This window comes from Tepidimonas fonticaldi (genome assembly GCF_007556755.1).
Taxonomy (GTDB): domain Bacteria; phylum Pseudomonadota; class Gammaproteobacteria; order Burkholderiales; family Burkholderiaceae_C; genus Tepidimonas; species Tepidimonas fonticaldi.
Window position 1 is genome coordinate 1 of the sequence record NZ_VJOO01000031.1, and the last position, 13,186, is coordinate 13,186.

General features: G+C 67.6%; 15 protein-coding genes, 1 tRNA gene and 1 pseudogene. 4 read left to right on the forward strand and 13 right to left on the reverse strand.

Translation table 11 applies throughout. The features are described from left to right. The first annotated feature begins 118 nt into the window (after positions 1 to 118). Positions 119 to 205: transfer RNA gene (locus Tfont_RS12145), tRNA-Leu, on the forward strand. Positions 206 to 220: 15 nt separating this feature from the next. Here Tfont_RS12145 and Tfont_RS12150 read toward each other — a convergent pair. After that, positions 221 to 1,135, reverse strand: a pseudogene (locus tag Tfont_RS12150) (SDR family oxidoreductase); the annotation flags it as partial. A 102-nt stretch (positions 1,136 to 1,237) separates the two neighbouring features. Here Tfont_RS12150 and Tfont_RS12155 point away from each other — a divergent pair. Both Tfont_RS12155 and Tfont_RS12160 read left to right on the forward strand, forming a co-directional pair. Beyond that, positions 1,238 to 2,272 carry a CDP-6-deoxy-delta-3,4-glucoseen reductase gene (locus tag Tfont_RS12155; RefSeq protein ID WP_068610484.1) on the forward strand — a complete coding sequence of 345 codons (1,035 nt, stop codon included), beginning with the start codon at positions 1,238 to 1,240 and terminating at the stop codon, positions 2,270 to 2,272. Positions 2,273 to 2,296: 24 nt separating this feature from the next. After that, positions 2,297 to 3,274 (forward strand): Bug family tripartite tricarboxylate transporter substrate binding protein, encoded by a 978-nt coding sequence (locus Tfont_RS12160; RefSeq protein WP_068610486.1) that lies wholly within the window; start codon positions 2,297 to 2,299, stop codon positions 3,272 to 3,274. Between the two features lie 27 nt (positions 3,275 to 3,301). On the opposite strand, the gene Tfont_RS12165 is transcribed toward Tfont_RS12160, so the two are convergent. Genes Tfont_RS12165 through Tfont_RS12185 form a run of 5 tightly spaced genes read right to left on the reverse strand, consistent with a single transcriptional unit; the run spans position 3,302 to position 7,471 of the window. Continuing rightward, positions 3,302 to 3,961, reverse strand: a complete 660-nt coding sequence (locus Tfont_RS12165) for an SCO family protein (RefSeq protein ID WP_143969640.1) — start codon at positions 3,959 to 3,961, stop codon at positions 3,302 to 3,304. After that, the gene (gene cyoE, locus Tfont_RS12170) at positions 3,958 to 4,872 is read right to left on the reverse strand and encodes a heme o synthase (RefSeq protein ID WP_068610488.1); all 915 of its coding nucleotides are present in this window, start codon (positions 4,870 to 4,872) and stop codon (positions 3,958 to 3,960) included. Before cyoE ends, Tfont_RS12165 begins: the two co-directional genes overlap by 4 nt. Continuing rightward, the gene (locus Tfont_RS12175; RefSeq protein WP_068610702.1) at positions 4,869 to 6,035 is read right to left on the reverse strand and encodes a COX15/CtaA family protein; all 1,167 of its coding nucleotides are present in this window, start codon (positions 6,033 to 6,035) and stop codon (positions 4,869 to 4,871) included. The genes cyoE and Tfont_RS12175 overlap by 4 nt, the downstream gene beginning before the upstream one ends. 7 nt (positions 6,036 to 6,042) lie before the next feature. Continuing rightward, the gene (locus tag Tfont_RS12180; RefSeq protein WP_185974530.1) at positions 6,043 to 6,768 is read right to left on the reverse strand and encodes a hypothetical protein; all 726 of its coding nucleotides are present in this window, start codon (positions 6,766 to 6,768) and stop codon (positions 6,043 to 6,045) included. Further along, positions 6,725 to 7,471 carry an SURF1 family protein gene (locus tag Tfont_RS12185; protein WP_143969641.1) on the reverse strand — a complete coding sequence of 249 codons (747 nt, stop codon included), beginning with the start codon at positions 7,469 to 7,471 and terminating at the stop codon, positions 6,725 to 6,727. The genes Tfont_RS12180 and Tfont_RS12185 overlap by 44 nt, the downstream gene beginning before the upstream one ends. A gap of 15 nt (positions 7,472 to 7,486) precedes the next feature. Between Tfont_RS12185 and Tfont_RS12190 the strand changes: the two genes are divergently transcribed. After that, entirely contained in the window at positions 7,487 to 7,711 is a 225-nt protein-coding gene (locus Tfont_RS12190) for a twin transmembrane helix small protein (protein WP_143969642.1), read from the forward strand. 69 nt (positions 7,712 to 7,780) lie between these two features. On the opposite strand, the gene Tfont_RS12195 is transcribed toward Tfont_RS12190, so the two are convergent. The 7 genes from Tfont_RS12195 to Tfont_RS12220 form a co-directional block, all read right to left on the reverse strand. Next, positions 7,781 to 8,662 carry a cytochrome c oxidase subunit 3 gene (locus tag Tfont_RS12195; protein ID WP_143969643.1) on the reverse strand — a complete coding sequence of 294 codons (882 nt, stop codon included), beginning with the start codon at positions 8,660 to 8,662 and terminating at the stop codon, positions 7,781 to 7,783. A 55-nt stretch (positions 8,663 to 8,717) separates the two neighbouring features. Further along, positions 8,718 to 8,927: a DUF2970 domain-containing protein gene (locus Tfont_RS12200; protein ID WP_143969644.1), complete on the reverse strand. Its 210-nt coding sequence runs from the start codon at positions 8,925 to 8,927 to the stop codon at positions 8,718 to 8,720. Continuing rightward, positions 8,924 to 9,517, reverse strand: coding sequence for a cytochrome c oxidase assembly protein (locus tag Tfont_RS12205; protein WP_068610499.1), 594 nt, complete (start codon positions 9,515 to 9,517; stop codon positions 8,924 to 8,926). The genes Tfont_RS12200 and Tfont_RS12205 overlap by 4 nt, the downstream gene beginning before the upstream one ends. A gap of 23 nt (positions 9,518 to 9,540) precedes the next feature. Next, positions 9,541 to 9,651 carry a cytochrome oxidase small assembly protein gene (locus Tfont_RS14585; protein ID WP_221934297.1) on the reverse strand — a complete coding sequence of 37 codons (111 nt, stop codon included), beginning with the start codon at positions 9,649 to 9,651 and terminating at the stop codon, positions 9,541 to 9,543. A gap of 21 nt (positions 9,652 to 9,672) precedes the next feature. Continuing rightward, positions 9,673 to 11,292, reverse strand: coding sequence for a cytochrome c oxidase subunit I (gene ctaD / locus Tfont_RS12210; protein ID WP_143969645.1), 1,620 nt, complete (start codon positions 11,290 to 11,292; stop codon positions 9,673 to 9,675). Positions 11,293 to 11,320: 28 nt separating this feature from the next. Further along, positions 11,321 to 12,472 carry a cytochrome c oxidase subunit II gene (coxB, locus tag Tfont_RS12215; protein WP_390612461.1) on the reverse strand — a complete coding sequence of 384 codons (1,152 nt, stop codon included), beginning with the start codon at positions 12,470 to 12,472 and terminating at the stop codon, positions 11,321 to 11,323. A 185-nt stretch (positions 12,473 to 12,657) separates the two neighbouring features. Then, on the reverse strand, positions 12,658 to 13,047 hold the full coding sequence (locus Tfont_RS12220; RefSeq protein WP_260682382.1) for a DUF2244 domain-containing protein: 390 nt from the start codon (positions 13,045 to 13,047) through the stop codon (positions 12,658 to 12,660). Positions 13,048 to 13,186 lie beyond the last annotated feature (139 nt).

Here is a 13,186-nt window from a genome sequence, read left to right on the forward strand (position 1 = left end):
CGGCACGGGCGGGGGAGCGGGGGGATTCGGACGGCAGGGTCATAGACGGTCGGGGCGTGCGCAAAGCCCAATGGGGGCGAAACAGGTCAATGACTGTGCCATAATTTTCGTCTCGCGCGCCGGAGTGGCGAAATTGGTAGACGCAGCAGATTCAAAATCTGCCGGTGGAGACACCGTGCCGGTTCGAGTCCGGCCCCCGGCACCACAACGCGCGATCCCCGGCCAGCAACCCTTCCCGGACCGTTGGATAGCGCAAGCGCAGGCGCAACTCCTGATGCAGGCGGCGGTTCGCCAGGCGGCGGGACTCGCTCATGAACGACAGCACCATCAGCGGCAGTTGCCGCTCGGCCCCGTCGCGGGCGATGCGCGGCGGGCGCGGCAGCCCCAACAGATCGGCCGCCAGATCGAAATAATCGCCCATCTTCAGTTGGCTGTCGTCGCACACATGGACCGTGCGCTGCGGACGCCCCAGCCACAGCGCGCGCACACAGGCCCGCGCCAGATCGTCCGCATGAATGTGGTTGGTGTAGACGTCGTCCTCGGGGCGCAGCACGGGCATGCCCCGGCGCAGGCGATCGGCCGGCCCGCCCGGGCGGTCGTGGGCGTAGATACCCGGGATGCGCAACACGCTCACCCGCGCCCCGGTGCGCCGCGCCCACCATCGCCACTGCTGCTCGGCATCCAGCCGGCGCCAGGCGCGCGGCGTCTCGGGGGCGGGGGGGCGGGTCTCGTCCACCCATGCACCGCCGCAGTCCCCGTACACCCCGCTGGTCGAGCCATACACCAGCGCCGCCGGGGCGCGCCGGCGAGCCAGCGCCGCCGCCAGGGCGCGCGAGCGCGGGTCGCGCCGCCAGTCGCTCAGCCCCTCGCTGGGCGGCGGGGCCAGGTGCAGGACACGGTCGGCCAGGCCCGCCAGCCGCTGCAGCGAGCGCGGCTGATCCAAATCGCCCACCAGCGGGGTGATGCCGGCCGCCCGCAGCGCTTCCACGCGCTCGGGGCTGGATGTCAAGGCCAGCAGCCGCACCCGCTGACCGAGCAGGCGCGCAGCGCGCAGCCCCACGTCACCACAGCCCACGATCAGCACCCGCTGCCGCCGAAACCGCGCCGGCAGCGCCCCACCCGTTCCATTCAACATCGGTTCACATCCTGCGCGGCACACTGATCGGGCACGCCGCGGCGCGGCATTTGCGACAATCCAGCCCTACCTTTGATGCGGCCTTTGGCCCGCCCCGCAAGTATGACATTCACCATCACCGTCGAACCCAGCGGCCGCACCTACACGGCCACCGAGAACGAAACCCTGCTCGCCGCCGCCATCCGGCAAGGCATCGGCCTGCCCTACGGCTGCAAGGACGGCGCCTGCGGATCGTGCAAATGCCGCAAGCTCTCCGGCTCCGTCACGCACGGCCCGCACCAGTCCAAAGCCCTGAGCGCCGACGAAGAGGCCGCCGGGCTGATCCTCACCTGCTGCGCCACCGCGCACAGCGACGTCGTGATCGAATCGCGTCAGGTCACCGAGGCCGGGGCCTTCCCCGTCAAAAAGCTGCCCGTGCGCGTGCTGCAGCTCGAACGCGCCGCGCCCGACGTCATGATCGTGCGCCTGCAACTGCCGGCCAACGACACCTTCCAATACCACGCCGGGCAGTATGTCGAGTTCTTGCTGCGTGATGGCGCGCGCCGCGCCTACTCCATGGCCATCGCGCCGCACGTCAAAACCGACGTGCCCATGCTGGAGCTGCACATTCGCCACATGCCGGGCGGCAAATTCACCGACCATGTCTTCGGCGCCATGAAGGAAAAGGAGATCCTGCGCATCGAAGGGCCGTACGGCAGCTTCTATCTGCGCGAAGGCTCGGACAAGCCGATCATCCTGCTGGCCTCCGGCACCGGCTTCGCCCCCATCAAGGCGATCGTGCAACATCTGCAGCACAAGGGCATCACCCGCCCCCTCTGGCTGTACTGGGGGGGCCGACGCCCCCAGGACTTGTACCAGGACGCCTGGATCCGCGAGACGGCCGCGAGCCTGCCCCACCTGACCTACGTCCCCGTGGTGTCCGACGCCCTGCCCGAGGACCACTGGACGGGCCGCACTGGCTTCGTCCACCAGGCCGTCCTGGCCGACCATCCGGACCTCTCCGGCTTCGAGGTCTATGCCTGTGGCGCCCCGGTGGTGGTGGAATCCGCCCGGCGCGATTACGCAGCCGCGGGTTTGCCCGCCGAAGCGTTCTACGCCGACGCCTTCACCTCGGAAGCCGACAAAATGCAGAGTTGATACCCGACAACCAGGAGACTGCCCATGCAACGCCGCCCCTTCCTCCGCACCGCCTGCGCCCTGACCACCTCCGCCCTGCTGGCGCCGGCCTGGGCCCAGACCGGCCAGCGCGTCACGCGCATCGTGGTTCCCTTCGCCGCGGGCGGCCCCATCGACACCACGGCACGTATTCTGGCCGAACAGGTCAAGGACAAGCTCGGCACCGTCATCATCGAAAACCGCCCGGGCGGCGGCGGCAACATCGGTGTGGAAGCGGTGGCCCGCGCCCAGCCCGACGGCCACACGCTCGGCATCGCCACCACCGCATCGCACGCCATCAACCCTTGGCTGTTCAGCAAACTGCCGTTCGATCCGGCTCGGGATTTCGTGGCCATCACCGCCATGGTGCGCGTGCCCAATGTGCTGGTCATGAACGCCGAGGCGGCGCAACGCCTGCGGATCCAGACGGTCGCGGACTTGATCCGCTACGCCAAGGCCAACCCCGGCAAGCTCAACTACGGCTCGGGGGGCAACGGCAGCGCGGGGCACCTGGCTGGCGAACTGTTCAAGAACCAGGCCGGCATTTTCGCGGTGCACATCCCCTACAACGGCGGCAACCCGGCGCAACTGGCGCTGCTGGCCGGGCATGTCGATTTCAATTTCGACAACTTGGCGACGGCCGCCGCCAACATCCGCGCCGGCAAGGTCAAGGCGCTGGCCGTGACCACCGCCCAACGCGCCAGCGTCATGCCCGAACTGCCCACCGTGGCCGAGACGCTCCCGGGTTTTGAAGTGGACACCTGGTGGGGACTCATCGCGCCAGCGGGCACCCCGCGCGAGACGGTCAACCGACTCAACCGCGTGTTCACCGAAGCCCTGCAAAGCCCGGAAGTGAAAACCCGGTTTGCCGCCTTGATGGCCGAACCCGCCCCCAGCACGCCCGAGCAGTTCGAAGAGTGGATGCGGCGCGAGCGTGCCAAATACGAACGCGTCGTCAAGCTCAGCGGCGCCAAAGTCGACTGAACGGTCGGCTCGCGACGCCCTGGGCGTTCAACCTTGCGCGAGCAGCCGGCGCACGTCGTTTGCCAAGGCCTGTGCCCCGCTGCCATAGCGGTGGTACAGGCGCACGCGCCCCTGGGTGTCGTACACATAGCTGCCCGCGGAGTGGTCCATGGTGTAGCTGGTCGGGGTCTGGCCTTCGACCTTTTTGTAATACACCTTGAAAGCCTTGGCGAGCGCCGGCAGCTCCTCGGGCGTGGCCCGCAGCGCCAGAAAGCTCGGATCGAAGCTGGCCATGTAGGCCCGCATGACCTCGGGCGTGTCCCGCTCCGGGTCCACGCTGATGAAAATGCCCTGCAGGCGCTCGCCATCGGCGCCGAGCAGCCGCTTGGCTTCGGCCAGCTCGCCCAGCGACGTGGGGCACACATCGGGGCACTGCGTGTAGCCAAAGAACACCACCACCACCTTGCCGCGAAAATCCGCCAGCGTGCGGCGCTGTCCGTTCTGGTCCGGCAGGTCGAAGCCTTGCGCGTAATCGGCTCCGGTGATGTCGATACCGCTGAAGGCAGCGGGCCGATCGCCACACCCGCCGAGCCAGCCCGCGCCCAGGGTCAACACCGCCGCACCGGCCCCGCCCAACAGGCGGGCGAGCGCCCCGCGGCGGGCGGTGGGCGACGGGGACGGCACGGATTTGGGGCGACGACGGGTCATGGCGTCATGATCAGATAGTGGTCCACCAGCATGGCCGCAAACAGCGCCGACAGATGGATCAGCGAAAAACGGAAGGTCTTGCGCGCCAGGGCGTCGGAGTACGACCGCCACAGGCGCCAGGCATAGGCCACGAAGCCCGCATTCAGCCCCAGCGCCGCCAGCAGATACAGCCAGCCGTTCATGCGCAGCAAATAGGGCAGCAGACAGGCCGCCAGCAGAATCAGCGTGTAGAGCAGGATCTGCAACCGCGTGAAGTCCGAGCCGTGCGTCACCGGCAGCATGGGCAAGCCCGATTTGCGGTAATCCTCCACCCGGTACAGCGCCAGGGCCCAGAAGTGCGGCGGGGTCCACAAGAAGATGATCAGAAACAGCACCAGCGGTTCCGCGGTGATGGCGTCCGTCATGGCGGTCCAGCCCAGCACCGGGGGCATGGCGCCGGATGCCCCGCCGATGACGATGTTCTGGGGCGTCAGCGGCTTGAGGATCACCGTGTAAATCACCGCATACCCGACGAAGGTGGCCAGCGTCAGCCACATGGTGAGCGGATTGACCGCCACATACAGCAGGGCCGAGCCCGCCGTGCACAGCAGCGCCGAAAACACCAGTGCCTGACGCTGGCTGAGCTCGCCCCGGGCGGTCGGGCGCCACGCGGTGCGGCGCATGCGGGCGTCGATCTGCTGCTCGATCAGGCAATTGAAGGCGGCCGCCGCGCCGGACACCATCCAGATGCCCAGGCACGCGACGGCCATGGTCAACCACTGGGCGGCGCTGGGCCACCCGGGCACCGCGAGCACCATGCCGATCAGCGCGCAAAAGACGATGAGCTGGATGACGCGCGGCTTCATCAGCACGTAGTACTGACGCCACGTCGGCGGCAGGGGCGAGGCCACGGCAGACGAGGTCGTGCTCATGCGCGGCGCTCCCGCCAAGCCGGTGCCGCCACGGACCGCGTGGCCGCCGCAGCCCCACCCACCGGGACCGACGCGGTCGCGGCCAGCCAACCCGCCAACAGCGCAACCAGCACCGCCGCTCCCCCGGTGTGGGCCACCGCCGCCACCAGCGGCCACTCCAGCACCACGTTGCTCAGCCCGGTGAGCAACTGCCAGCCGGCCAGCGCCAGCAGCCAGCGGCCGTGGGCGGCCATACCGGCGCGACGCAGCGCCCAACCGACGCCCACCAGGGCGGCCAGCACGACATAGGCAAACAGCCGGTGCACATAGTGGATCGCGGTCAGGGCCGCAAAGGGCAACGCCTCGCCGCTGCCCTGCGCACCCAGTTCGCGCCACAGCTCGAAGCCACGCGCAAAGTCCATCGGCGGCCACCAGCTGCCTTGGCAGGTGGGGAAGTCGCGACACGCCAGCACGGCATAGTTGGTGCTGACCCAGCCACCCAGCGCGACCTGCAGCCAGACGGCGACGAACAAGGCCCACAGCGCCGCGCGCAGCCCCGGGCTCAGCCGGGCCGCCTGCCAGGTCAGCGCGTCCGCCTGGCCATAGCGCACCGCTTGCAGGCGCAACAGCGCCAGCAGCGCCAGCCCCCCCAGCAAGTGCAGGGTGACGATGGCGGGGAACAGCTTCATGGTCACCGTCAATGCGCCAAAAGCGCCCTGCAGGCACACCCACACCAGCGACAGCCACGGCCACAGCACCGGCGTGGCGGGGTTGCGGCGGCGCTCGATGGTGCTGACCACCGCCATCACCAGGATCAGCGCGCCCACCGCCGTGGCCAGATAGCGGTGGATCATCTCGATCCACGCCTTGGAAAACGTGACCGGCCCGGTGGGCATCGCCGCCTGCGCCGCGGCGATGTCGGCGTGGGCGCCGATGGGACTGGCCGCGCCGTAGCAACCCGGCCAGTCCGGGCAGCCCAGGCCGGAATCGGTCAGGCGCGTGAAGGCACCGAACAGCACCAGATCGAACGTCAAAAACAGCGTCAACCCCGCCAGCACCCGCAGCCGCTGCACCGGGCTGGCCCCGCGGCTGCGCAACCACACCCACACCAGCGGCCCGGCCGCCACCAGCAGCCCCACGATCATCAGCCGGAACACCGGCGTCCAGTCATACAACGGTTGCATGGTCACCTCACGGACGCCCGGGCCGGTCCCACGAACTCGACGCCCGCATCAGCCGCTCGAGGTCGCGCCGCATCTTCGCGGGATCGGCGTCTTTCGGAAAGCGCATCATCCAGTTGCCGATGGGGTCCACCACATACAGATGATCCGCCAGCCGGCCCCCGGGCGCCGGCTGCAGCCAGGTGGCCAGTTGCGCCTCGTCCACCCAAAGGACGGTCGCCGTCTGCAGCGCTGGCTGCAGCCGCTGCGGGAACTCCCGCGCGCCCGTGCGCAGCCACACCCAATCCATGCGGTCCTTGTCCTTGCCCAACCCCTCGCGCAACTGGTGCTGCAGATACAGGTGCCGCTCGCACTGCGCATCGCAGGCGCTGTCCGCCACGCTGATGAACAGCCACTGGTGGGCCAGGGACGTCAGGGGCACCTGCCGGCCTTGCGCATCCCACCCGCTGAAGGCCGGCAACGGGCGCTGCGGCTCGATCAGCTCACCGTAGTTGCGCCGCCCTTCGGGCCGGATCACGTAATAGGTGAAGTACGAGGCGATGACGGGCGAGGCGCTGATCAGAAACAGCAGCAGCATCTTCCAGCGCCCACGGCGCGTGGCGGCCGCATCCCGCGCCAGTCCCTGGCCCGGCGTGGGCAGGCTGTGCACGGTCATCGTCAGCGGTCCGTCCACCCGGGCCAAAGTCGGGGCGTCAGCGGGCACGTCGCCTGGGAGAGAGGAATTGGAACCAGACATAAAGGGCGGAGATGAGGGCGGCGAGCCCGAACCACTGGACCGCATACCCGACGTGCTTGGCCGGCTCGACCGCCACCGTCGCCCAGGCGCGCTGCAGCGGCGTTCCGTCCACCGCGGTTTCGGGCGGCGCCGTCTGCTGCACGGACATGGGCAGCAGCGTCAGGCGCCATTCGGCGGCGAACGCATCCAGCTGGATATTTTGCCGGATCGGCCCCGGCGCGTCCGGCCCCAGTTGGAATAGCAGCGACGGCGGCGGGGCCAGGCGGCCCTCCACGGTCACCGGCCCCTCGGGCGTCGCAAGCGCCGGAATGGCCTGACGGTCATCGAGGCGTCGCGGCAGCCACCCCCGTTGGACCAGCACCGCCGGCCCGCCGCCGTCCGGCAGCAACGGGGTCACGACCACGAAACCGGCCCGGCCCTCCATGGGCCGGTTGTCCAGCCACACCGTGGCCGGCGAAAGCCAGCGGCCCTGCAGCCGCACCGCGCGCCCCGCCCACGCGGTCAACTGGCCGCGCGCCTGCGCATCGCGCAGCGCGTCCCAGTCGGCAGCGGGCAACGCGGCCTGCGCCTCCCGCTCGGCCAGCCAAGCGCGCTTGTTGGCCGCCCGGCCCAACTGCCAGACACCCAGGGACGCCGTCACGCACACCCCCACCGCTGCCGCCAGGGTCACCAGCCAAAACCGCCGCGCGCGCTGCGCCTTCATCCGATAATGTCCCGCATGAGATACCTCGTCGTGGTCGCCTTCGTGGGCATCGTGGGCAGTCTGGCAGCGGCGCTGGTCGCGATGATGAAGGGCGACTCCAGCAGCGGCGACGCGCACCGCTCGCGCCGCATGGCCCGGGCGCTGACCGCGCGCATCGGGCTGTCCATCCTGCTGTTTCTGCTCATCATTCTCAGCCATTGGATGGGCTGGATCCAGCCGACCGGGCTGCCGGCGCACTGACCCCCGCCCGCCCCACCGCCCAAACGAAGAAAGCGCCCGCAGGCGCTTTCCGGGACCCGACGGGGTCGGTCACAGCCAGTAAACCAGCACGTACAGGAACAGCCAGACCACGTCCACGAAGTGCCAGTACCACGCCGCCCCCTCGAACCCGAAGTGGCGGTCCTTGGTGAAGTGCCCTTTTTGCAGGCGCAGGGTGATCACCAGCAGCATCAGCATACCGACGAACACGTGGAAGCCGTGGAAGCCGGTCAGCATGAAGAAGGTCGAGCCGAAGATGCCGGAGCTGAGCTTGAGGTTCAGATCGGTGTAGGCGTGGAAGTACTCGTAGCCCTGGACCAGCAGGAACACGAAGCCCAGCAGCACCGTCAGCCACATGAAGGCGATGGTCTTGGTGCGGTTGCCGTCCTGGATCGCGTGGTGGGCGATGGTCAGCGTCAAGCCCGACGTCAGCAGCAACGCGGTGTTGATGGTCGGCAGCCAGAACGGCCCGACGGTCTGGAAGGGCTCGACGATGCCCGCGGGCGACGCCGTGGCACCGGCCTGCACCGACGGCCAGATGGCCTGGAAGTTCGGCCAGATCAGGCTGTTCTCCAGGCTGCCCAGGGCGGGGACGGAGTGGCTGCGGGCCCACCACAGTGCGGTGAAGAACGCGCCGAAGAACATCACCTCCGAGAAGATGAACCAGCTCATGCTCCAGCGGTAGGAGATGTCGATCTTGCGCCCGTAAAGGCCGCCTTCGCTCTCGGTCACGACATCGCGGAACCACTGGTACAGCACCACCAGCCACCACACCAGCCCGAAGGCCAGCGAATACATACCCCAGTCGCTGCCATTGATCCATTGGCCGGCGCCCAGGATGACGAAAAACAGCCCGAAGGCCGCCATGAACGGGTGCCGCGACAAACCGGGCACGTAGTAGTACGGCGTGCTGCCGTGTGTGGTTGCGGACATGCTCACTCCTCGTTGAATCTTGTCTAGCGTATGGGGCGAAGTCGGCGGCGCCCCGTCAGGGCGACACCACCCAGTGCACGATCAGCATCAGGACACCGACGAACACGAAGGCCATCACCACGCCGGTCCCCAACACGACCACCGGGTTGAGTTTCTGGACGTCGCGCTCGAAGTCGGCGCGGCGGCGCAAACCGATGAAACTCCACAGGACGGCCTTGACGGTGTCGAGCACCGCCACGTGCCGCTGGCGCGGCGACGGGGTCATGATGCCTCTCCCGGCCGGGCCAACGCTGCCGTGGGCGCTGGCGGCGTGGGCGCGCCGACCTCGAAAAAGGTGTAGGACAGCGTGATGGTCTTGACGTCCTTGGGCAGCTTGGGATCGATGACGAACGCCACCGGCCATTCCTTGCGCTCGCCCGGCGCCAGCGTGTACTGGTTGAAGCAGAAACACTCCAATTTGTTGAAGTGGTTGGCCGCCTGGCGCGGCGCGTAGCTGGGGATGGCCTGCGCCGCCATGGTGCGGCCCTGCACGTTCTGAAACTCGTACATCACGGTCGTCAATTCGCCGGGATGCACCTGCACGGAACGCACCGCGGGCTTGAAGTGCCACGGGCCCCGCACGTTGGTGTCGAACTCCACCGTGATCGTGCGCGAGGTGTCGACCTGGGTGTTGACGGGATCGACCCGCGACTTGCCCGGCACCTGGCGCTCACCAAGGGCCAGGATGTTGATCCCGGTGACCTCGCAAATGGCGAGGTAGATGGGCACCAGCGCATAGCCGAAGGCAAACATGCCCACGGCGATGACGACCAGCTTGCCGGTCATGCGTAGGTTGTCGAGACGGCGTGACGACATGGTGTGCGGTATCCAATGGCCGATCAGGCCCCCAACAGGATGTGCTTGACCACGAACCCCAGGGCAAACGCCAGGGCCACCGACGCCAAGATCCAACCCAGGCGCAAATTCTGGCGACGCTGCTCAGGGGTCATGGTGCATTCTCCCGGTCGGCATCAACCCACGATGCGGGTCGCGGTGGCGTCCAGCTTGGGCGGGGTTTCGAAGGTGTGGTGCGGCGCCGGCGACGGCACTTCCCACTCCAGGCCTTCGGCGCCTTCCCAGGGCTTTTGCGGGGCCTTTTCGCCCTGGCCACGCATGGCCGGCAGGATCACGGCCAGGAAGAAGTACACCTGCGCCAGCCCGAAGGCAAACGCCCCCACCGACGCGATCGCGTTGAAGTCGGCAAACTGCATCGGGTAGTCGGCATAGCGGCGCGGCATGCCGGCCAGGCCCAGGAAGTGCATCGGGAAGAAGGTGACGTTGAACGAGATCATCGACCACCAGAAGTGGATCTTGCCGCGCGTCTCGGAATACATGACCCCGGTCCACTTGGGCAGCCAGTAGTAGGCACCCGCGAACATGGCGAACAGCGAGCCGGCCACCAGCACATAGTGGAAGTGCGCCACCACATAGTAGGTGTCCTGAAAGTTGATGTCGATCGGCGCCATCGACAGCATCAGCCCGGTGAAGCCGCCCATGGTGAACACGAAGATGAAGCCCACGGCCCACAGCATCGGGGTCTCGAAGGTCAACGAACCCTTCCACATGGTCGCGACCCAGTTGAAGATCTTCACGCCCGTGGGCACGGCGATCAGCATGGTCGCGTACATGAAGAACAGCTGACCGGTCACCGGCATGCCGGTGGTAAACATGTGGTGCGCCCAGACGATGAACGACAGGATCGCGATCGACCCGGTGGCGTACACCATCGAGGTGTAGCCGAACAGCTTCTTGCGGGCGAACGCCGGCACGACCTGGCTGATGATGCCGAAGGCCGGCAGGATCATGATGTAGACCTCGGGGTGCCCGAAGAACCAGAAGATGTGCTGGTACATGATCGGGTCGCCGCCGCCGGCGGGGTTGAAGAAGCTGGTACCGAAGTGGCGGTCGGTCAGCGTCATGGTAATCGCACCGGCCAGCACCGGCATCACCGCGATCAGCAGGTAGGCGGTGATCAGCCAGGTCCACGCGAACATCGGCATCTTCATCAGCGTCATGCCGGGCGCGCGCATGTTCAGGATGGTCACGATGATGTTGATCGAGCCCATGATGGAGCTGGCGCCCAGGATGTGCATCGCGAAGATCGCGGCGTCCATGGACGGGCCCATTTGCAGCGTCAGCGGCGCGTAAAGCGTCCAGCCGGCCGCCGGCGCCCCGCCGGGCATGAAGAACGACAGCACGATGATGATCGCTGCCGGCACCATCAGCCAGAAGCTGAAGTTGTTCATGCGGGCAAAGGCCATGTCGGAGGCGCCAATCTGCAGCGGCAGCATCCAGTTGGCGAAGCCCACGAACGCCGGCATGATGGCGCCAAACACCATGATGATGCCGTGCATGGTCGTGAGCTGGTTGAACAGCTCGGGGTTGACCAGTTGCAGGCCGGGCTGGAACAGCTCGGCACGGATGCCCAGCGCCAGCACCCCGCCGATCATCAGCATCGTGAAGCTGAACAGCAGGTACAGCGTGCCGATGTCCTTGTGGTTGGTGGCGAACACCCAGCGGCGCCAACCGGCCGGCGCATGGTGCTCATGATCGTGCGCGTGCGCGCCGTGATGGTCCAGTACTGCACTCATGGCGATTTCCTCGTGGCTTCAATCCTTGTCACTGACGCGCCGCCTGCACTTCCTTGGGCTGCACGACCTGGCCCGTGTTGTTGGACCAGCTGTTCTTCGCATAGGTCATGACGGCGGCCAGCTCGACGTCGGAGAGCTGCTTCCAGGCCGGCATCTGGGCCGCCGCCCCATTGACGCCGTTGAGCATGACCTGGATCATCTTGCCGTGGTCGGTCGCCGTGACGATGGCGGAGCCGTCCAGCGGCTTGATCGGGCCTGCACCCTTGCCGCTGGCCTGGTGGCAGGCCGCGCAGTTGGCAGCGTAGACCGACTCGCCGCGCTTGACCAGCTCGGCCAGAGTCCATTCCTTGTTCGGGTCGTCGGCCAGGGCGGCCATCGCCTTCTTGCGCTCGTCGACCCACTTGGTGTACTCCTCCTGGGTCACCACTTTGACGTGGATCGGCATGTAGGCGTGTTCCTTGCCGCACAGCTCGGCGCACTGGCCGTAGAAGTCACCGGTCTTTTCGGCGCGGAACCAGGTGTCGCGCACGAAGCCGGGGATGGCGTCCTGTTTGACGCCGAAAGCCGGCACCATCCAGGCGTGGATGACGTCGTTGGCGGTGGTGATGATGCGGATCTTCTTGCCGACCGGCACCACCAGCGGGTTGTCCACCTTGAGCAGGTAGTCGTCCACCGCTTCCGGCTTGCCGCTGTCCGACATCACGCGGTGCTTGGGGTCCAGAGTGGACAGGAATTGAATCCCCTCCCCTTCGCCCTTGAGGTATTCGTACCCCCACTTCCACTGCATGCCGACGGCCTTGATGGTCAGGTCGCTGTTGGTGGTGTCCTTCTGCGCGACCAGCACCTTGGTGGCGGGCAGGGCCATGCCGATGACGATCAGCAGCGGAACGATGGTCCAGCCCAGCTCGACCCAGATCGGCTCGGGCAGCTCTTGCGACTTGTGCCCGACCGACTTGCGGTGCTTGACGATGGAATAGAACATGACGCCGAAGACGACCACGAAGATGGTCGAGCAGATGGCGAGCATGAACCAGTGCAGCCAGTGCTGCTCTTCGGCGATGCGGGTCGCAGGGGGGTGGAAGTTGAGCTGGTTGACCGCCGGGCCGCCCGGCAGGTCGTTGACCGCGGCATGGGCCGCATTCGAGACCCACACGCCAAGGCCCAGCAGGGCAGCGCCCACGGCGTCCTTGGCACCCCTCCAGGCGCCGACCCCGTGCCTGCGCCGCGTTTGACCTGAATGCTTCATCATGCTCACGTCGTTTGCCTCGAATATAAGCGTTGATTTATGTCAACACCAATTACACCAAACTTCTGCAGACTTGGCGGTGCGGGCAATCCCGAGGGCGGGCGTCATGGCCGCTGCGCTCAGACGGACGAGGCAGCCGGCGCGGTCGCCAGCGCCCAGCGCAGCTCGCGCGCCAACTGGCGCCGCTGCTCCGGCCGGGCATAGCGCCCCACCTGCACCCGCGCCGTCCCGGCGCGCAACTCCACCAACCCGGCGCCGTGACCGGCGTCCTCCACCCGCAGCCAGTGCCGGGCCAGCTCGCGCCGCCTCACCGCACCAGCCTGCTCCCACTCCACCACCAGGCGCTGTCCGTCGAGCACCAGGATCTCTCGATCGGTCGCGTGGCGCGCGTACCAAAGAAAGGCCAGCGCGACGGCGGTCGACCCCAGCACCGCGAACGGCAGCACCAGCCGCGCCCCCATCGCCCAGAACGCCGCCGCCACCGACAGCGCCACCGCGCACGCCAGCAAGGACGCCCACAGACACTACCGCGGCGTCAAGGCGCAGTTGCGCTTGAGCAGCCACCGCCAGCCGTCCGGTCCCCGCTGGGCCAGCTGGAACGCGACGCCGCCAGCAGATGCCTCCATCGGTGCCATCCTCGACTCCGCG

What these genes read in the sequence shown, in the direction of transcription:
- Tfont_RS12160 (WP_068610486.1), top strand. Translation starts at nt 2,297, where the DNA reads ATGCAACGCCGCCCCTTCCTCCGCACCGCCTGCGCCCTGACCACCTCC.
- Tfont_RS14585 (WP_221934297.1), bottom strand. Translation starts at nt 9,651, where the DNA reads ATGACCCCTGAGCAGCGTCGCCAGAATTTGCGCCTGGGTTGGATCTTG.
- cyoE (WP_068610488.1), bottom strand. Translation starts at nt 4,872, where the DNA reads ATGAGCACGACCTCGTCTGCCGTGGCCTCGCCCCTGCCGCCGACGTGG.
- Tfont_RS12200 (WP_143969644.1), bottom strand. Translation starts at nt 8,927, where the DNA reads ATGACCCCGTCGCCGCGCCAGCGGCACGTGGCGGTGCTCGACACCGTC.
- ctaD (WP_143969645.1), bottom strand. Translation starts at nt 11,292, where the DNA reads ATGAGTGCAGTACTGGACCATCACGGCGCGCACGCGCACGATCATGAG.
- Tfont_RS12205 (WP_068610499.1), bottom strand. Translation starts at nt 9,517, where the DNA reads ATGTCGTCACGCCGTCTCGACAACCTACGCATGACCGGCAAGCTGGTC.
- Tfont_RS12180 (WP_185974530.1), bottom strand. Translation starts at nt 6,768, where the DNA reads ATGTCTGGTTCCAATTCCTCTCTCCCAGGCGACGTGCCCGCTGACGCC.
- Tfont_RS12165 (WP_143969640.1), bottom strand. Translation starts at nt 3,961, where the DNA reads ATGACCCGTCGTCGCCCCAAATCCGTGCCGTCCCCGTCGCCCACCGCC.
- Tfont_RS12155 (WP_068610484.1), top strand. Translation starts at nt 1,238, where the DNA reads ATGACATTCACCATCACCGTCGAACCCAGCGGCCGCACCTACACGGCC.
- Tfont_RS12175 (WP_068610702.1), bottom strand. Translation starts at nt 6,035, where the DNA reads ATGCAACCGTTGTATGACTGGACGCCGGTGTTCCGGCTGATGATCGTG.
- Tfont_RS12190 (WP_143969642.1), top strand. Translation starts at nt 7,487, where the DNA reads ATGAGATACCTCGTCGTGGTCGCCTTCGTGGGCATCGTGGGCAGTCTG.
- Tfont_RS12185 (WP_143969641.1), bottom strand. Translation starts at nt 7,471, where the DNA reads ATGAAGGCGCAGCGCGCGCGGCGGTTTTGGCTGGTGACCCTGGCGGCA.
- Tfont_RS12195 (WP_143969643.1), bottom strand. Translation starts at nt 8,662, where the DNA reads ATGTCCGCAACCACACACGGCAGCACGCCGTACTACTACGTGCCCGGT.